Source organism: Hymenobacter taeanensis (assembly GCF_013137895.1).
In the GTDB taxonomy this organism is placed as follows: domain Bacteria; phylum Bacteroidota; class Bacteroidia; order Cytophagales; family Hymenobacteraceae; genus Hymenobacter; species Hymenobacter taeanensis.
The window spans coordinates 4,827,155-4,846,315 of the sequence record NZ_CP053538.1; the positions used below are offsets into that span (position 1 = coordinate 4,827,155).

Annotated in this window: 9 protein-coding genes and 2 tRNA genes; 4 read left to right on the forward strand and 7 right to left on the reverse strand. The window is 53.3% G+C overall.

Annotation, left to right across the window (positions count from 1 at the left end):
• Window positions 1-359: 359 nt before the first annotated feature.
• Window positions 360-1,661 carry a flavin monoamine oxidase family protein gene (locus HMJ29_RS20135; RefSeq protein ID WP_171593177.1) on the forward strand — a complete coding sequence of 434 codons (1,302 nt, stop codon included), beginning with the start codon at window positions 360-362 and terminating at the stop codon, window positions 1,659-1,661.
• Window positions 1,662-1,979: 318 nt separating this feature from the next.
• On the opposite strand, the gene asnA is transcribed toward HMJ29_RS20135, so the two are convergent.
• From asnA to HMJ29_RS20165, 6 genes are all read right to left on the reverse strand, one after another.
• Window positions 1,980-2,987, reverse strand: coding sequence for an aspartate--ammonia ligase (gene asnA / locus HMJ29_RS20140; protein WP_171593178.1), 1,008 nt, complete (start codon window positions 2,985-2,987; stop codon window positions 1,980-1,982).
• Between the two features lie 499 nt (window positions 2,988-3,486).
• Complete coding sequence (locus HMJ29_RS20145; protein ID WP_171593179.1) at window positions 3,487-4,215, reverse strand: PD-(D/E)XK nuclease-like domain-containing protein; 729 nt, start codon at window positions 4,213-4,215, stop codon at window positions 3,487-3,489.
• Between the two features lie 351 nt (window positions 4,216-4,566).
• Window positions 4,567-7,638 (reverse strand): T9SS type A sorting domain-containing protein, encoded by a 3,072-nt coding sequence (locus tag HMJ29_RS20150; RefSeq protein WP_171593180.1) that lies wholly within the window; start codon window positions 7,636-7,638, stop codon window positions 4,567-4,569.
• Window positions 7,639-9,058: 1,420 nt separating this feature from the next.
• A complete protein-coding gene (locus tag HMJ29_RS20155; RefSeq protein ID WP_171593181.1) occupies window positions 9,059-9,877 on the reverse strand; it encodes an SDR family oxidoreductase in 819 nt (272 codons plus the stop codon).
• Window positions 9,878-10,187: 310 nt separating this feature from the next.
• Window positions 10,188-10,260, reverse strand: a tRNA-Lys gene (locus HMJ29_RS20160).
• A gap of 448 nt (window positions 10,261-10,708) precedes the next feature.
• A tRNA-Lys gene (locus tag HMJ29_RS20165) sits at window positions 10,709-10,781 on the reverse strand.
• A gap of 282 nt (window positions 10,782-11,063) precedes the next feature.
• On the opposite strand from HMJ29_RS20165, the gene HMJ29_RS20170 reads away from it, so the two are divergent.
• On the forward strand, window positions 11,064-11,588 hold the full coding sequence (locus HMJ29_RS20170; protein WP_171593182.1) for an SH3 domain-containing protein: 525 nt from the start codon (window positions 11,064-11,066) through the stop codon (window positions 11,586-11,588).
• A gap of 67 nt (window positions 11,589-11,655) precedes the next feature.
• Here HMJ29_RS20170 and HMJ29_RS20175 read toward each other — a convergent pair whose 3' ends face one another.
• Window positions 11,656-12,462, reverse strand: coding sequence for an SDR family oxidoreductase (locus tag HMJ29_RS20175; RefSeq protein WP_171593183.1), 807 nt, complete (start codon window positions 12,460-12,462; stop codon window positions 11,656-11,658).
• A gap of 376 nt (window positions 12,463-12,838) precedes the next feature.
• Here HMJ29_RS20175 and HMJ29_RS20180 point away from each other — a divergent pair, with 376 nt between their 5' ends.
• On the forward strand, window positions 12,839-14,911 hold the full coding sequence (locus HMJ29_RS20180; RefSeq protein WP_171593184.1) for a GEVED domain-containing protein: 2,073 nt from the start codon (window positions 12,839-12,841) through the stop codon (window positions 14,909-14,911).
• 95 nt (window positions 14,912-15,006) lie between these two features.
• Complete coding sequence (locus HMJ29_RS20185; protein ID WP_171593185.1) at window positions 15,007-19,131, forward strand: T9SS type B sorting domain-containing protein; 4,125 nt, start codon at window positions 15,007-15,009, stop codon at window positions 19,129-19,131.
• Window positions 19,132-19,161: the final 30 nt, after the last annotated feature.

Consider the following 19,161-nt stretch of genomic DNA (forward strand, 5'->3'; position numbering starts at 1 on the left):
GCTACCAGTTCAGGCGTTATATATGACTATATGGTGCAATACCTGGACTGTATGGGCAATGTCATCCATAAAACGCCGGTTGTACGGGCCACACCTGCCAGCCTGCCCGCCAGTCCTAGTTGGGTTAGTCTTCGCTAGACCACTCTCACAGTCTTCTCCAGAGCTTGTCCCTTATCGGCCCCACCTAGTTAACAGCTCCGAGAAGCCGTTTGCTGGTTGGCTGCCGAGGTGAGTTTGTGATTGAAAAGAAGACCAGGGCGTATAGAAAATATAACCTGAATTAGGCAGTACCAAACCTTATTGGATTGGTTTGATTTCATATTTGCCGCTTATACAAGTTTAAGCGCGCTGCTTTCTTCATGCCTTCCTACGATATTCTTCTTATTGGGGCCGGTGCCGCCGGCTTGGTAGCCGCCAGAACTCTTGCCCAGGCCGGCCAACGCATAGCCATTCTTGAAGCTCGTACCCGTGCGGGAGGGCGCATTCACACCTTCGCTGACGCTGGCTTTACGGGTCCTACTGAAGGAGGCGCTGAATTTCTGCACGGCGACGTAGCATATTCCCGAGAGCTGCTTCGGGCCGCTGGCATTAGCACCCATGACACCAGCGGCAAGAACTACGAAGCCTCCGGGGGCAAGGCACAGGTTGCGGCAGGGTTCTTTGTGGAAGACATGCCTTTACTATTGCAAAAGCTGCAGGCACTGGAGCATGATGTACCTCTGGCAGAGTTTCTGGAACAACAATTTCCGGATGAGAAGTACCGCGCATTGCGTGATACCGTTACTCGCTTTGCGGAGGGGTATGATGCGGCTGATGCCCGCCGGGCCAGTTCCTTTGCTCTACGCGAGGAGTGGGCGGGCAACGGCGCCGAAGATTCTCCCCGCCCCGAGGGGGGCTACGGGAAATTGATAGCGTGGCTGGTGCAAGAAATAGAAGCGGCCGCTGGCGTCCTGCATTTCTCAACTGTAGTAGAAGAGGTCAGGTGGCAAGCAGGCCATGTAGAAGTAGTTTGCCGGGGTGGCAGCACCTTTACAGCCGCTAAAGTAGTACTTACGCTACCCCTCGGCGTGCTTCAAGCAGAAGCCGGAACACTTGGCCACGTGCGCTTTACTCCCGAGCTGCCAGCTTATAGAGCGGCTGCTACGGCGCTGGGTGTTGGCCCGGTAATCAAATTTCTGTTAGAATTTGAGGAGGGCTTCTGGCAGGAACCATCTGCAGATGTAGGCCAGCCTATGCCCAACATGGGCTTCCTTTTCTCGGATGCTGCCGTGCCTACGTGGTGGAGTCAGCTTCCCGATTCTCGGCCTTTGCTTACCGGCTGGGTGGCAGGCCCAGCTGCCGCCGCTCTCCGGGAAACCGCCGATGCTGAGTTGCTCACACTGGCCCTCAATACCTTGGCCTACGTATTTGGCTCTACTACCAGTTTTCTGCGCCGCCACCTACGCGCCCACCGCGTAGTGAACTGGGGAGCCGACCCATTTGCGCGAGGGGCCTATGCGTATGCCACAGTAAGTGCTGCAGCTGCCCATGAAGTGCTCAACCACCCCGTTGACAATACCTTGTTTTTTGCGGGCGAAGGCCTCTACCAAGGGGCTCACACTGGCACCGTTGAAGCGGCCTTAGTTAGTGGAGTAGATGCTGCAAAAAGAGTTTTAAGCTAGTAGTTTGCAGTAAATCTTAGCTCTACCAGGTATGCCTTTCCGCCTGCTAGTCATTTCTCCACCTGTGTTTCAGGAAGCGGCGAAATCTCTCCTCCCATAACTGTTTTATGCCAGCTACCGAGCCGGAGCATTTTTGCCTTTCTCCTCAGCCTAGATAATGTATTGGGCCACCGCTAACAGTCGTTGCTTACACGTCTACACTTAACCCGTAGGGCTGGCATTTGAGGTCTGCATAACCTCAAGTCAAAAAAGGGCGGAGAAGCTACGGCCGCCAAACCTGCTTCCCCGCCCCTGCTGCACTGGGCAGCTATCTTTGGCTTACAACAGGCCTATCCCACTGCCGGCCATTTCCTCGCGCACTGAGTCAGACCAGATGCTTACCTGCACCTCGCCAATATGCCCTTTGCGCAGCATAAACATGCACACCCGGCTCTGCCCAATGCCGCCCCCAATGCTCTGGGGCAGCTCATCCTTCAGCAGACGCGAGTGAAACGACAGTTCCTGCCGATCCGCGCAGCCGCGCAGGGCCAACTGGCGTACCAGAGCGTGCTTATCAACCCGAATGCCCATAGAGGAAACCTCAAAGGAGGTTTGCAACACCGGGTGCCAAAGCAGAATGTCGCCGTTCAAGCCACGGTATCCCTCTGCGGTTTCAGTGCTCCAGTCGTCGTAGTCGGGGGCGCGGCCGTCGTGGGGCTCTCCGTGGCTCAGCTCCCCGCCAATGCCCATCAGAAATACGGCGCCGTATTGCTTCACGGCCTCATGTTCGCGCTCTTTGGGTGAGAGCGTAGGGTACTGCCTGAGCAGATCCTCAGCGTGCAGGAACGTGATGCGGCCGGGCAGCACAGGTGTAATTTCCGGATATTCAGCAGCAATGCGTGCCTCCGTGGTGCGCAGAGCCTCGTAAATGCGCTCTACCGTGGCTTGCAGAAACTCTACCGTGCGCTGCTCCCGCTGAATGTGCTTTTCCCAGTCCCACTGATCAACGTAGATGGAGTGAATAGGCGAGTAATCCTCATCGGGACGCAGGGCGCGCATGTCGGTCAGCAGGCCACGGCCGGCTTCAATACCAAGTTCCTGCAGGCGCACCCGCTTCCACTTCGCCAGCGAATGCACTACCACGGCCCGGCGCTCATCCAGCGCTTTAATCGGGAAGCCAACCGGGCGCTCAATGCCGTTCAGGTCGTCGTTGATGCCGGTACCATCAAGCACGGCAATCGGCGACGACACTTTACTGAGCTGCAATTGTGAAGACAACTCTTTAGCAAATACCTCCTTCACAAAGCTGATGGCTTCTTCGGTTTTTAATAATTCCTGCGCAGTCATGGCAATTATTTTTTTATGGTTTTTGGAAAGATTTTTATTTTCGAAAAGGCACACGAATTTCCTCCTCCCTGCCGGGAGTTTTTTTATGATTGGCTACTTGGCCACACGTGATACTTACTGTTCTGTTCCGGCTACCGACAAGGTTATCCAGCGCAGCAGGCACAAAAAAAGCCTTCCAACAGGTGGAAGGCTTAAAAAGAAAATCAGTTTCTGATTTTTCAGTTCTCCAAAGGAGCAATAGCCTTCCAGTCCCGAATATTATTATTCGAGTTATTATTCTGGAGATTATTGCGGAAATGACGCATTATTGAGGTCTGTATTTCTGTCAGATGTATGCAAGTATAAACGGAGCCAATTATTAATCCTAATAATTTATAAAAATTATTTTGTTACCCCTGCTAAGCAAGCTACACATTACCTTTTAGGTCACTATTATAGTAATAAGCCATAACGGCTGAGTACGGAGCTACACGGCCAGAGTATTTTGCATGGTGCCAACCTATAGCTCCGCTTGCTCGCCTCCGGTCAAGGATTCGCGCACTTCCCGCACGGCTCCAGCTACGGCGGTGGGTACCACCACATCGGGTTGCAGCAGGCGTAACAGGCGCTGGTATTTGGCCCGGCCTTCGGCCAGCATGTGGGGGGGCACCTCAAATACAAACAACTCAAATGGCTCTACCTTTTGCACTCCTACCAACAGGAAACGGTCAGCACGCAGGGCATCGGCGTAGAAAGCAGCCTGCCGGTCGTAGTCGTAGCCACTGCACTGCGCCACAAAGTGACTGTAATCGCGGGCCAAGGTGGTTTTGAAGTCTACGATGGTGTACGGCTCACCGGGCTGCTCAATAACCAAGTCTGCCCGGAGCTTGCAAAGCGTACCGGTGTCAGGTTCCGTAAAGATGCAGCTGGGCTCTGGCGTACCTATTTCCAGCAACCTGTTCACCTCCGGGTTCAGCTTTACCCCATCCACCATCCACCAAATCAGGGTGTCGTTGATACCGGGTAAACCTGGCTCATACAAGTCGGGCTCTAGCAGCGCCGTGTGAAATGCCGTGCCCAGGCCTAACGCCCCAGAGGAGGAAGTAACCGGACGCGGCGGACGCCCATACAGCGCATCGCGCAGCCGCGAAAGATCAGAATTGGCAATAGCCGGCAACGCCCGGTAATCATCGTATGGAATGCGCAGCAGATCAGGCCGCGGGGTGGCAGTAGGAGTAGAATCAATCACGCAACTAGAACAGCAGAGCCTATAAAAAGGCTCCGAAAAAAGAGAAAGGCAGGCTTTGAATCAGGAGTATACGAATTTTCCGCAGAAGTGCCGCTCCTTACTCCATGCCATGCCCCATGTCTCTCCCCCATAATTCATCCAACTGACCTAGGCCAGTAGTTGTATTGAGTAGGATGCCAAGTACACATCAGCTGCTGCCCTAATGCCTCCTATTGTATGTGGTAGGCCACTCACATACCCTCCAGCTACCGGCAACTCGCGTAAAATGAGAACCCCCGCTCCCTGCCTCCGATCAGGATATCGGAGCAGGGAGCGGGGGTTCGGATGTAGAGCTCTGCGGAGCCGGGTAAGTTACTTAGCTACTACTATGCGCTGGTTAAGAACTTCCGCTTCAGTAGTCAAACGCAAGATGTAGGTACCCGTGGGCAAGCTAGCGGCCTTCAGGAGAGCCTGGCGGCTTGCACCTGCTTCCATTCTACCAGTATAGAGCTGCTGCAAACGACGGCCCTGCATATCGAAGATTTCTACCGTTGCAGTGCCGGCTGTTGCCAGAGTAAACTCCACTACACTCTCATACGTGACAGGCATTGGGAAAGCCACGAGCTCCGTTTTGACAGCGCCCATACTCACCTTCTGCTCTGGCATGCCAGATAAGGTAGCATTAGATGAGCCGTTGGCTGTGAGGCTGGCACCCGGGATGAAAGGCGACAAGTAACGTCCGGGAATCGGGCCTTCCATGGCACCGCTGGGCAGTTGCCATGCCACTGATACGTAGTCGTCGCCAACCTGCTCTTTGTGCAGTGCCTCAACGTAGTAACGACGGCCGGCTACGAGGGCTACTGGGGCCGACTGCTGCGAAGCATACCTGTTCCATACTCGCCAGCCCGTGGCACCGTTTGCGTAGGCAATGCGCTTTTTCTTGGCTGGATCATCGTCGGAGCTGATATACAGCTCGCTGGCTTCATCACCAGCAATCCAGAAGATATAGTTGCCCGTTTGTGGAGCGCAGATATACCCCCGAATACGAGCACCATAGTTGTTGCCAACTTTCCGGTCGCTCTCAAATATAGTGAGTTGGCTGGTGCTGGTAGGCACGTTCTGCAGCGGAATGGTACTGATGTTTTTGCCCCCTACGCTATTCCACTGCTCCCGCAAAATAGTACCCGTAGCCGAACAAACTATCGGCGCTGGAGCTGGGGTAGGTGTTGGGGTGGGCGTAGGAGTCGGTGTTGGCGTTGGAACCGGAGTGGGTGTTGGAGTGGGCGTGGTAGGGGTTGGCGCAGTGGTAGTGCCCGAGGCCACTACAAACAGCGGCGTCTCTGTTACCTGCAAGGTCAGCTGCCCATTTTGCAACGTTACTCGCTGCGGCGTCATGGATTGCGCACCGCTGGTTGGGCGGTACACATCGGCGTACGTAGCAGCGCCTAGGTTCAACACGTATTGAGCCGTGCGGCCTTTCTCATCCGGTACCACCAGCGCATAGGCTGAAGCTCCATTCAGCTCGTAACGGTCTACAATGGGGTCAGCATTCAGCGTCTCTTTAAAGGTATACTCCCCCAGCAATTGGTTGGCTTGGTTGAGAAACTGAGTAGCCAGGCGGGGAGTACGGTCGGCGTTGGTCAGGCCCATAGTAGCAAACTGCTGCGAGTTACCTGGGTTGTCGTCGTAGAGCTGGTAGAAGAAGTTGCGCTCAATACCCAAGCGGGCGTACATAAGCGAAGTCCGTAGCGTCCAGTCGGCTTGCGTTTCCACAATAGAGCGGTTGCCGATGGCAATTGCTTTGAGGGGGCTACCCTGATTGGTATCAAAGCCAGTCTCCGTGACCCACACAGGCATGCTGCCGGCATAGTCGCGGGCCATTTGCATGAAGCTTTGCCCAATTATTGCGGCACCCGAAATTTCAGGAGCCTGACCGCGGGTAGAAGTACCCGTTTGAGAGCAGTTATCGTTGTTGGAATATACGTGGTAGTTAATCACGTCCCAGCAGAGGTTCACGCTACCATCGGCCTTGTAGCCCCGGTTTTGCTTACACCACTCAATCATCCCTTTCACATAGTTAGGGTCTGGAGCGGCTAGGCCTGCCATCACCACCTGCATGTTGGGGTCAGCATTCTTTACACCTACGCCGGGGCCCATCGTGTTTTTGTGGCCATCGTAGTAAGCTGAAAGGTTAGCAGCATATTGAGCTGGGTTCTGATTAGCCTTAGCTCCTTTCCACCACTTGTCGCGCTCATTATCGCACTCCATGTACTGAATCAGGTTAAGGCCAATTTTCACTTGGTTCACACCATCACCCGTCCAGCGGGGCGTGCTGTTTACGCTAAGCAGGCTAGGGTTTACGTTACGGTTGCTGCCGTAGCGGGCTGCAAACTGAAAGGCCAGCTTGGCCTGCTCAATATATGAGCTTGGCTTACCGAAATCATTGCCATAGCGCACCGGCACGTTTTCGCTGTCGCGTTCAGTAGAAGGCCAAGAAGCGAGCATCCAGGTAGGAACCGTTTTGATGCAAGCCAGTACTTCTACTCCTTCTGCTTTCAGGCGAGTGTACATTTCATCATAGCCCCACCCGCCGTTGTAGCTTGGGCTGAAGGTGTAGCTGCCTTCCTTGGCTTCCAGCCGCTCCCAGTCGAGATAATGACGGATACCATTGAATTTCTTCACGGCCGGCAGACGCGTAGCATCTACTTCCCAAGGGCGGTTAGGATCTTCTAAGTCCCATTCAAAGGCATTTACCCCAAATTGTTGCTTCAGCTTCCGCTCCCGAGCAATACCATTGGTTTGAGTAGGTACTGGGGCAATAACAGGAACGGGCTGCACCGTAATAGGCTGCACTACATTCGTAGCGGTCGTGAAGTAGCCATTAGCTGCCTGTGAGGCCGTGATGGAAGCGGCACCAACACCTACCGCCGTTGCCATCCATTTACCTGTGCTGTTTGACACAGATACTACTCCCGGGTTAGAGGAGGCAAACACGATGGGGGCCCCCGTGTTATTGCTGGTTGCGGTTAGTTCAAAAGGAGCAACCCCAATTGTTTTAGTACCTAAAACCCCAAAATTGATTACCGACTGAACCAGCGTAGGAGCAATAGTAGTTGGGGCCGCTAATGAGCCAGTGGCCTGCCCATATACCTGAACCTTCTGCGGAATGTTGTTGCCGATCTTGTGTACGATGATAGCATCGGCCGGAACGGCAGGGCTAACCGGCATCGTCACCCATTCCAGATATTTTTCACCGGTAAATTTCCCTAATAGCACTTTCTGTGTACCGTAAAGGGCATAAATAGAGGCCGGATTATCCGTAAAAACGCCCTGATAATCATAAAGGCGGATTTGCGTAACGTTTGTTTGCCGATCTAACTTAAGCGTAACATCAATGTACTGCGAGTTAATTGGCATCCATACTTCCGAGACTAAGCTACTCAAGTCATCGTTTAACCAAGGCGAGTAATCCTGACCGGTGAAAACACTGGGAGCAATTGAAGTAATAGCAACTCGGGAGGCTGTTTGCTGACCATTAGTAGTAACAGCCCAGAAAAAAACTTACCAGGTAGGCAAGCAGTGAAATTCGCTTAAACGGGTTTGCCATTAGTGAATGGTTAGGTGTTGGGGCACGAAAGCGCTGCAGCTCCAGCTAGTGGGGTTGCGAATCACTGATTCGAGCGTAGGTTGTTTGAATTGCGTGGTTTGAGCTGCTACCCTAAAAGTGCAATTGCGTAGCTATAGGCCACGTGTAGCAGTACTTGTAGCGCATACACGGCTCAACAGCGTATGAGAACAGTTCTCCTTGCGTCTTTTAGAGCAAATAACTGGTATTCAGGCAGCTTTTGGTTGTCAGGCTGTTTCCGAGCTTGGCTCGGGCTTCTTTCTCTCTCCCTCCCTTTTGATCTGCCTCTACCGAGGCGATAAATGCCCTAATGCGCACTTAGGTCATTTATCTTGAAGCGCAGTACTCTGATTTTGAGCAAGTAACCTACTTAAGCCAATAAGAAAGTATGGCAGTGGTTTATCACTCAGTAAGCTTGGCTACATAGTGACCATTTGCACTATTTCACCTTATCTCAACTGAACCAGACAAGCCAAATATTGAACTATTAATATCGGCCAGCCTCTGCACAAAGATATATAAAAGTACTAACGCAAGAACAGGGCAATTAAAAATTATTACAAATAGCCATATAATAACCCTTTATAAGCTCGTATAAGCTGGTTTTACCGTAATAATATGTTCATATGGCCACACTGGCACTCTTGTTAAATATAATTTTTACAACAATTCATATACTTATTAATTTTCTATGATATTGAATTTCCAATATAGCACAGTTAATACATGTTTGCAGCAAATGAGAACTCCGGTATAATCTTAAAAACTAGCTTACCTGCTTATAATGCGCTTTTAATAACCATGTTAGAATATTTATAATTATCGTGCATTTAATGACCAACTGCGATTAATAATGTAATTAGCTTATGTTCAGACAACTATAATATAAGTAGATACATTAATCACATTTGGGTCGCAAACCAGTGTTTTAAGTGGATTACCGTGATATGCATAACATTCAATTAGGTTATGCTAATGCACTGAATATAGTATGCTTGCAGTGTATCTAGTTACCTTCTTAAATTCTAACTTAAGTACGCCTAATTATACCTAACCTCTCCAACTCATTTGCAAGTCTTGAGCTGTAAGGTTTTATAATCCAACGGAGAAACTGAGGTAAGTGCTTGCCGCTAAGGTGGCCCAGCTGAGCTGTCTGCCTATTCCTATAAAGCTGAAGGCCACAGCATGGGCAGTGGCCTTCGGGAGAAAAGAGAATACGTAAAGTGGTATTATTTAGAGCTATCCGTTGGAGGCAAACCCAGGATACAGTGTCATTCCTCCATCAGCAAACAACGTAGTTCCTGTTACATAGTCTGATTCATCGGAAGCGAGCCATACGGCTACTTTACCAATGTCTGCTGGCTCACCAATGCGCCCGTAGGGAATTAGGGTAAGTAATTTTTCAGCGGCTTCAGGCGTCTCCCAGGCTTCATTGTTGATAGGCGTTTTGATAGCGCCAGGCCCAATGCTGTTGACCCGTATTTTATGTGGAGCTAGCTCTTGCGCTATACTTTTCATAAGTAGCATAATGCCTCCCTTACTGGTGGCATAGTTCACGTGACCAGCCCAGGGAATGACTTCATGTACTGAGCTCATGCAAATAATCTTGCCGGTAGCAGTTGAAACTTCTGGCTGAGGCCCTCGCCGGATGAACTCCCGTGCTGCTTCCCGCGCGCACAAGAACTGCCCAGTAAGGTTTACGGCTAGCACTTTATTCCACTGCTCGAGCGTCATGTCTAGGAAGGAAGCATCTTCCTGAATACCGGAGTTGTTCACCAAAATGTGCAGAGTTCCAAATTGCTCTCTGATTTGCTGAAACATGCTTAGCACGTCCTCTTCGTGGCTTACGTCGCACTCAATGGCAAGGGCCTTCCCTCCTGCCTTCTCAATTTGCTCCACCACCTCTTTGGCCCCATCTGGGCTGTGGGCATAATTTACTATTACAGTAGCTCCTTCAGCAGCCAAGGCCAAGCATACGCCCGCCCCAATACCAGAGCTACCGCCCGTAACAAGAGCAATTTGATTACGCAACCGTTGATTAGATGCAAGAGTAGTCATTGTTCGCAGAAACATTAAGGCTAAGTCCTTAGACTGCGTGCGGCAACTCTTGGTTACAAGAAAATACCAACTGCCTTGGTTGCTGCATGACAACTCAACCGCCATACGTGCATCTTCCCCCCTTCTGCCGCAGCAGGCCAGTACTACCGTTTCTCCTATGTATGCTGCTTACTCCTTCCAGTATATTAAGATGCTAGCTGCAGGTTTGCTTTGCGGGCAATAGCAAGCCCATAAATGCCTCTGGCATTCTGTGGAGCCCGATGTTGAGCCATAAAAAAAGCCCCTGACGCGTGTCAGGGGCTTTCTTGAGTGATCCCGCTGGGATTCGAACCCAGGACCCATACATTAAAAGTGTATTGCTCTACCAGCTGAGCTACAGAATCGTTTCCCTTTTCGGTGTTGCTCTCCGTGGAAGGGATGGCAAAAGTAGAAGGTCAAGTTCGTTTGTGCAAGTACTCGATTATATTTCCTGCCTGAAGTTACGCTTCAGGTTGATCTTTTGGCCAGATAAAAACCTCACAAACAGAAGCTACGGGTGCCCGAAAAAAAAATGAAAATATTTATCTCAACAAGAGTCTTGGCCAGGTATTAGGCGTGTTTCAGGGTGATTAGGCTAACTGAAGGACTTGCTCCAAGCCCCATCTTCTATTGACTTGCGCTTACCAGTAGATAGTCAGTTGATGGATGGTTGTACTCTCTGTTGTGGTGTCGACTAGTTAGCAGGAGAAACGCATGCACTGGGTGTTCAGAGGCCGCTTTCTATTTTAGCGTAATGCTTTACAGTTTTGAGCATAAAAAAAGCCCCTGACGCGTGTCAGGGGCTTTCTTGAGTGATCCCGCTGGGATTCGAACCCAGGACCCATACATTAAAAGTGTATTGCTCTACCAGCTGAGCTACAGAATCGTTTTCTTTGCAATTGGCGAACGTTTTTCGCTGATTGTGGCACAAAAGTAGTGGGCTACTTTATATACTCCAAACGTTTTGCAAAAAACCCGCGCTATTTTTTTCTGCATTTTTATCACACTTTGGACCTTGTGTTGTCAATCTATTCAGGCACAATCGGTTACTCCAGCGTTAAAAAAAGCAGATTCTTTGTTTGAAGCGGGGCAAGCTGGCCCTGCTTTTCAACAATACCGGCTAGTAAGGGAGCAACAGGAGCAACAATCGGCGCGGCAGCTGCTTCGGATGGCGTACGTGCAGGAGGGCCTGGGCCACTATCCGGCAGCGCTCTACTACCTCAGTGTTGCTCAAAACTGGTACCCACGGCAGGCCACCTGGCGCAAAATGGTTGCCTTGGCTCAAGCTAATCGCTTAACTGGCTACCCTGATACATGGCGTCAAAATTTAGCCATCACATTTCAGCGCTATTACAACCGGCTGTTGCAGGCTTTATTAGTGGTAGCAGTGATAGCAGGCACACTGTTGCTCGTACGCCGACGCACGGCTGGCAAGGTGTGGTGGGGCCTATACGCCCTATATCTGGTAGGAATTGGTATTTTCCTGAACTTGCTCGCTCCTGCCCGAATAGGCCTAGTGGCTCGGCCGCATGCGGCGCTCATGGCGGGACCCTCAGCTGGAGCAGCCTGGCTGACCACCGCCGCCGCTGGCGACCGATTTGAGGTACAAGGCCAGCAAGACATCTGGTACCGGGTGAAATGGCAAGGTCAGGATGCGTACATCAGGCGGCCCGATTTACTGCTGGTGCAATAACCCGGTAAGCAAAATCCCCCGCAGAAGCCAAGGCCTCTGCGGGGGATTTTGCTTACCGGGAGGAACTCTACACATTGAAGTCGGGCTCCTCTTTACGAAAGTGGTTTAGCACCAGCTTATCGGTAAGGCCCGGCAGCCACTTGTTTAAGAATACCGTGAGCTTGCCCTGCCCGGTTAGCACCAAGTCGCGGCGGCGGTGACGTACGGCCTCCACCAAATGAGCGGCTACCTCCTCGCTACTCATCATTTTCTGCTCATTGCGCGGAGACTCACCCTGCTGAGAGCCATCAGCAGCCAGGGCCGTGTTTCGAATATTTGAAGCCGTAAACCCAGGGCAGGCCAGGAGCACGTGCACGCCTTGTGGCAGCAACTCAGTACGGAGCGCTTCCAGAAAGCCATGCATGGCAAACTTAGAAGCAGAGTATCCGGTGCGCCCGGGTAGCCCGCGATACCCGGCAATGCTGCTAATGCCCACAATAGAACCCTTGGCTTTTGTAATGTGCGGCAAAGCGAACTTGGTGGTGTAAACCGTACCAAAAAAGTTTGTTTGCATCAGGCGCTCAATTACTGCCAGATCAGCATCACGAAACAGAGCCCGCATACTAATGCCGGCGTTATTTATCAGTACATCAAGGCGGCCAAATGCGGCCACTGCCTCCTCTACTGCCCGCTGGGCTTCGGCCTGCACGCCAACATCGGCGCGCACAGTGTGGTGGCTAATGTTGAGGCGCGCCAGTTCCTGAGCGGTTTCCTGCAAACGAAGCTCGTTGCGGCCGGTAACTACCACGTGAGCTCCGGCCTGACCGAAAGCAAGGGCCGTAGCCCGGCCAATTCCGGAAGTACCGCCCGTAATGAGTACTACTTTATCTTTCATGAGGGGAAGGTTGGTGACTAACTCATCGGCCTGAGAGGGCGCAAAACTACGGTAAATATCCGCAGTGTATTGGGGGAAGTAGCCACTCCATCCATTCTTTTACCCGTGGAAAAGAACTGCTCTGCACCTTGAATTAACATGCAAGAAAACTGTATTTTGCACGTGCTTGCTCACCGCCTTCAGCGCTTCTATTTCGCACCTCTACTGTCCTTCTATGCCCCCACTTTTACCCGCGCGCGGAAGCGTACTGAGTCGGTGTTTGCCCTTGGCATTTCTCTTTACTTGTCTGGTTCCGGTCAGTGCCTTTGCCCAGTGCCCACCTACCCCTAGTGCCTGCACTCCGGGTCCAGCGCTGCCTACCAATGCGGTGTTTGGTATGGGCATTTTCAACGTTACACTTGGCGGCATCAATAATAGCACGCTGGGGGGTAATGAAGGCTACAAGGATTATTCCTGTACCCAAACAGCCGCGTTAGTGGTTGGCGCAGATGCGCCAATTAGTATCAGAACCAATTCAAACGCCGATGAAAACGTACGGGTATGGATTGATTTAAACAACGATGGCACTTTCAATGCCACTACGGAGCTGGTATTCAGCTCTAACAACCTCCGGACGCATACGGGCACCATCCGGTTGCCCACGGGTACGGTTACAGGGGTACGCCTGCGCTTGCGGGTAGCCTCCGATTATAGCAACTCTCCCATACCCACACCTTGCTCTTCCCCGCAGTATTCACAAACGGAGGATTACTCGGTACTTGCCAGTGCCAGCTTTGCGGCCCCGGTTGCTGAGTTTACTGGGGTTCCGGTCCAGCCGTGCTCCAGCATGGTGCAATTCACTGATCAGAGCCAAAATGTGCCCACCAGCTGGCTGTGGAATTTTGGTGATGGCACCACCAGCACCCTGCAAAACCCCAGCCACCAGTATACCAGTGGCGGCACCTTCACGGTGACGTTAACGGCTACTAACAGCTCTGGCAGCAGCACCCGCACTCGTCTTAATTTCATCACCCTGGATGGTGCCGTGCCGGTAGCAGCAGTTTGTACACCCCAGACTCTGGCGTATTGCTGCAACTATGGTATTACCCAAGTTGAACTAGGTCCCCTCATGAAGACCTCCAGCAATGGACAGGCTGGTTATGAGGATTTTACGTGTGTCAGCAAAACCAGCCTAACAGTTGGTAACCGGTACCCAATACGCATCACCACTAACCCCACCTCTGCCCAGGATACCCGCGTATGGCTGGACCTAAACAATGATGGTGCGTTTGCCACAACAGAATTAATTTACCAGGCGCTAAACACCACCAACCCGAGCGGCACCATCCTCATTTCCAACGCTACGGCGCTGAACCAGCCGCTACGGCTGCGGGTGGTTTCCGACTATGTAGGCTCACCCTTCACTGCCTGTGGGGGCGTGCAGTACGGGCAGGCTGAAGACTACACAGTAACGCTACAAGCCAATACCAGCGCGCCTACGGCTGATTTTTCTTCGGATTTCGTGGCCGGCTCCTGCCAAACCACCGTGCGTTTCACTGATCAGAGCCAGAATGTGCCCACCAGCTGGCTGTGGAATTTTGGTGATGGCACCACCAGCACCCTGCAAAACCCTAGTCATACCTACTCCGCCTCAGGCAGTTATGCGGTTTCTCTGACCTCTACCAATGCTTTTGGCACCCAGACAAAAACGGTAGCGAACTACGCGCTTGTGTCGTTGCCTTGCCTGCAGTACTGCACCTCAACGGGTCAAAACCAGAATTTCTGGATTACCAATGTGGCGCTAACTACCTCCAACGCCACAGTATTCAGTAATACCTCGGGCGCTGATGCCAGTGGCTACGGGAACTACGTCAGCCAGCAGGTGCCCCTTAAACTAGGCCAGACCTCCACACTGAGCGTTTCGGGGAGCATTAACTTTCAGCGTTATACTTCGGTCTGGATTGACTGGAACCGGGATGGCGTGTTTGCTTCCAGCGAGTTAGTGGCTTCTGCATCTGGCACTAACCCTACTTCCGTTTCTTTAACGGTGCCCAATCAGGCAGCCCTGGTGGGGTTCACTCGTATGCGCATAGTGGCTCGTTTAAATGCCAACCAAGCCACTGCCTGCCTGACCAACCAAGCCAACTCTGAAACCGAAGACTACACGGTAGTTATATCTTCAGCAGTAACGGCCACCGCTGCGGCACAGGCGCTAACAGGCCTAGAAGTATTTCCTAACCCAGCCAGTTCCAACCAAGTGCACCTGCGCCTGCCAGACGCCACAGCTGCCGGCCAGTACACGGTGCATGTAGAGGATGTGGTGGGTGCGCTGGTACTCAAAACTACTGTGCGGCTACAGCCAGCGCAAGACGCGGTATTGGACATACAGAGCTTACCCGCGGGAGTGTACATGGTGCGTCTGCAGGGGCCGGCTGGCCGCACTACTGTGCGCCGCCTTGTACGCCATTAAGCTTTAACCCTTTCTAGCTCCTTCTGAACTTCAATGCTCCTGACGGTTTTGGCCGGCAGCTACAGGCCTACCCTCCATTCGTTTTCTTTAATTTTATGCGTACAGCTTTACTCCGTAGCTGCCTGCTTTTGTTTTTGTGGGTAGTGGCAGGAGCCTTACCCGCTATGGCTACTCACTTATTAGGGGGTGAGATGAGTTACCGGTATCTGGATGCCACTGGCCCGAGCAATGCGCCCTACCGGTACCGGGTAACGGTGCTTATTTACGTGAATGCTGACCCAGCTACCTCTCAGGTGCCCAATGGCCGCCCTTCCATAGATGTGGGCTTTTACAACAAGTCGCAGAGTGGGAATCTTATTTCCCGGGTTTCGCTGCCGCTCAGCAGCAATTCCATTGTCACGCCCACTCAACCCGGCGGGTGCACTACGCCGGGCACTCAGTCGCTGGTAGTGCGGCTGTGCCGGTATGAAGCTACCGTGAACCTGCCCATTTCCTTTGATGGGTACTATGCCGTGTATAGCGACGGCAACCGAAATGCGGGCATTACCAACCTGCTGAACTCAGAACAGTATGCGCAGCAGATTTACGTGGAGATGGCCCCTCCTCTGCTGCCAAACTCCTCTCCTACTTTTTCAGACACCGCTGTAGCTGTAATCTGCCAGGGCGACACCACCCTCCTCGTTAACAACGCTGTTGACCCGGATGGTGACCGACTCATCTACTCCTTTAGCCGGCCCTACGGTGGCACCCAAGCGGGTGGGGGCGCTACGTTGCCCAACATCTTTCAGGGAAACCCGCCTGTTGTGCCTTACAACGCAGGCTACAGCCAAACCAACCCATTTGGTCCCGGCCCGGGCAGCTATGCCTTTTTAAATGCCAGCACTGGCTTGAGCCGCTACGCGGCTCCGCGCTTAGGAGCCTATGTAGTAGCTGTGGAGGTGAAAGAATACCGCACTATCAATGGCAAGGAGGTGCTAATTGGCTCAACCCGCCGCGAGATACAACTGGTTGTGAGAACCTGCCCAGCGAACAATGCCCCTGTGTTTACAGCGGCCCCTCAAACCACGCATGTATACACCGTGCAGGAAGGCCAGCCCGTAAATTTCAACTTATCAGCCACAGACCCCGATGGCAACCCCATCAACCTGAAGGCAACCAGTGTGCTGCTGGATGGTTCTGGCGGCTATGATGCCACCTTTGGGGGCAACCCCGGCACGGTGGTACCGGGCAACCCTACCGGCAGCGCGACCATTCAGGGCACGGGCGGACGCGTAAATGCGCAGTTTGTGTTTAACACGCGCTGCGGCAATGCCCGGACTACCCCTTATGATGTAGTTGTTACAGCCACGGATGTGGCTTGTGGGGCGAAAAGTGTGGCTGATGTCTTTCAGATTTATGTTACGAAAGCAGCTGGCCCAAATCGCATTATCGGCGACACAATTATCTGCGACCGGAGCCAAACATTAATTTATACTGTCGGCGGCCCTGGCGCCTATAGCTACCTATGGTCGATCCGCGGCGGCGCCATCCAGGGGGGTAACACGGGAGCCGCAGTGCAAGTGGTGTGGGGCACAACCGGCGTTGGGCGCTTAGTACTACGTGGGGTATCGGCCTTCGGCTGCACCTCTGATTCTGTAGTCCGAAACATTGACCTGCGGCCTGCCGGAGCGCTGGCTGTATCGCCGGGAGTGAGCGTTTGCCCTGGCAGCGCCACTACCCTCACGGCAACCGGCGGCACCACCTACACCTGGACGGGCGGGGGGCAAACCTTTACAGGGCCCAGCATTACGGTTTCGCCGGCCCAAACCACCACCTACACCGTTACTACTTCCGATGGCGTGTGCACTGCCTCGCGCCAAACTACCGTGACTGTAAACCCTGCGGCCCTGGCTAACACGGGCACAGACCAAACGGCTTGCCCCGGTAGCTCGGTTACCCTGGGTGCCGCAGCGTTGCCGGGCTATACGTATCTATGGAGCCCGGCACCTGGCCTGAGCAGTACTGCATCAGCCCAGCCAGTATTCACTATTCCGGCAACCGCTACGGCCGGACAGGTTTACACGTTTACGCTCACGGCCACTACCGCTCAAGGGTGCTCGGCAACTGGGACGGTACGAGTTACCGTAAACCCACCCGCAATTGCCAACGCCGGCCCAAACGCGGCAGTATGCGACGGGCAGCGCGTAACGCTGGGCACACCGGCACTGCCAGGCTATACGTATCAGTGGAGTTCAGCAAATGGTCTCAGCAGCACCTCAGTGGCGCAACCAGTATTCACGGCTACTAACCGCACGCAGGCTCCTGTAACCTTCACCTTTGTGCTTACGGCCAGCGCCGCTCAAACCTGTGCAGCTACCAGCACCGTAACTGTTACCGTTAATCCGCGCCCCGAGGCAGATAGCATTCAAGGTAGCCAATCAGTGTGTCCTACTATTCAGGGAGTGGCCTACGCCATCAAGAACCCGCGTGCCACGGCTTACCAGTGGCTTGTGACGGGGGGCACTATTGCCAGCGGGCAGGGCAGCAGTGCCATCACCGTTAACTGGGGAGCAGCTACTACAACGGGCTCAGTAAAGGTATTCCGGCTAAATGCCCAAGGTTGCTCCTCCGACACCGTAACGCTGCCCGTACGCGTGAATCAGCAGCTGACTACTCAGAAGCCCACGGGCCCGCTGCAGGTCTGCCAGGGAGATGGCCCCTTCACGTACCAAACCAGCTACACCAACGGCTCAACCTACGCCTGGCAGATACTTGGAGGCACACAGGTGAGCACCAATCAGGCTTCGGTGCTAGTGAACTGGACCCGTACCGGCCTGGTGAAGCTGGTTGTAACGGAGTCGAGCAACCCGGCGGGGGGGCGCTGCTTCGGGCAGAGCGATACATTGTACGTTAATGTGCTGCCTTCGCCCGCTACTACTCTGGCCATTGCTGGCCCCAGCCGCATTTGCGCGGGCAGCGGCACAATCAGCTTCTCGCTGCCGGGTGCGGCTACTTCTACTTATGCCTTTGCGTTGAATGGAGCCGTGCTTACAGGCACGGGCAATACCATAACCCTACCTACTCCGGCGGTTAGCGCTACGCCTTATACCGTAACCATTCGGGAAACGAATGCGAATGGCTGCGTAGGCCAGCCTTGCACTAAAACTTTCCTGGTAGTACCACCCCTAGCCATTACGGGGCCACCCAGCTACTGCCCTGAGGCGCGCACCGGACTGGCCTACGCGGCGACTGCAGTAGTTGGGGGTAATTACCAATGGACGATTACGGGCGGCACCATTACCAGTGGCCAAGGAACCAGCGCCGTGCGGGTTGATATACCAGCGGGCTCAACCAACGCCACCCTTTCCGTGACGGAAACCACCGGTGCCAGCTGCGCCGCAACGCTCACCATTCGGCCAGATAACGCAACGGTAGCCCTTAACTCGGCCTCAGTAGAGTTAGGCGACGACCGCAAGATCACGCTGGCTCTAAACGTGCCCAATACTACCGGCAACGGCAACCGGGTGCAGATTTTGCGCCGCGACGCGGGCAGTACCAGCGCGTATAGCAACGTGGGCAATACCGCTAACACCGCCACCACGTTCACTGATAACGCGGTAGATGCTGATGCCAAAGCCTACCAGTACCGCATTGACCTGGTTAATGCCTGCGGCACCGTGCTCAACAGCCAGGAACATACCACCATCTTGGCTAAAGCCACGGCCACCCAAAGCACGGGCGGCCGCGATGTAGGCGAGGCACAGGTTACCTGGTCGGCTTACCAAGGCTTCAGCGTGAAGGAATACCGCGTACTCCGCTCAGCAGATAATGGCTCCGCCGAACTCATTGCTACTGTACCGGCCACTACGTTACAGTTTGCGTTGCCTTCAAGCACCGTTGGGTTCAACCAGTGCTTCCGGGTGCAGGCCGTTAGTACTGACGCTACACCGCGCACCTCTAACTCCAACGATGCTTGCGTGAACTTCGCTAACCCGCTAGCTTTCTACAACATCATCACGCCCAATGGCGACGGCAAAAACGATGTTCTGACCATCGACAACGTAGCCCTGTATCCCAGCAACACACTCACCATCTTCAACCGCTGGGGTAAAGAAGTGTATTCTGCAACTAACTACCGTAACACATTTGGTGGGCAGGATCAGGGGGCTGGTATGTATTACTATCTGTTCAAACTGCAAGATGGCACTACGTACAAAGGGTGGTTTGAAATAGCCAAGTAAGCCGCAATAACCTACCGGCAGGCGCCGTTC

What these genes read in the sequence shown, in the direction of transcription:
- HMJ29_RS20135 (WP_171593177.1), top strand. Translation starts at nt 360, where the DNA reads ATGCCTTCCTACGATATTCTTCTTATTGGGGCCGGTGCCGCCGGCTTG.
- asnA (WP_171593178.1), bottom strand. Translation starts at nt 2,987, where the DNA reads ATGACTGCGCAGGAATTATTAAAAACCGAAGAAGCCATCAGCTTTGTG.
- HMJ29_RS20155 (WP_171593181.1), bottom strand. Translation starts at nt 9,877, where the DNA reads ATGACTACTCTTGCATCTAATCAACGGTTGCGTAATCAAATTGCTCTT.
- HMJ29_RS20170 (WP_171593182.1), top strand. Translation starts at nt 11,064, where the DNA reads ATGGCGTACGTGCAGGAGGGCCTGGGCCACTATCCGGCAGCGCTCTAC.
- HMJ29_RS20175 (WP_171593183.1), bottom strand. Translation starts at nt 12,462, where the DNA reads ATGAAAGATAAAGTAGTACTCATTACGGGCGGTACTTCCGGAATTGGC.
- HMJ29_RS20180 (WP_171593184.1), top strand. Translation starts at nt 12,839, where the DNA reads ATGGGCATTTTCAACGTTACACTTGGCGGCATCAATAATAGCACGCTG.
- HMJ29_RS20185 (WP_171593185.1), top strand. Translation starts at nt 15,007, where the DNA reads ATGCGTACAGCTTTACTCCGTAGCTGCCTGCTTTTGTTTTTGTGGGTA.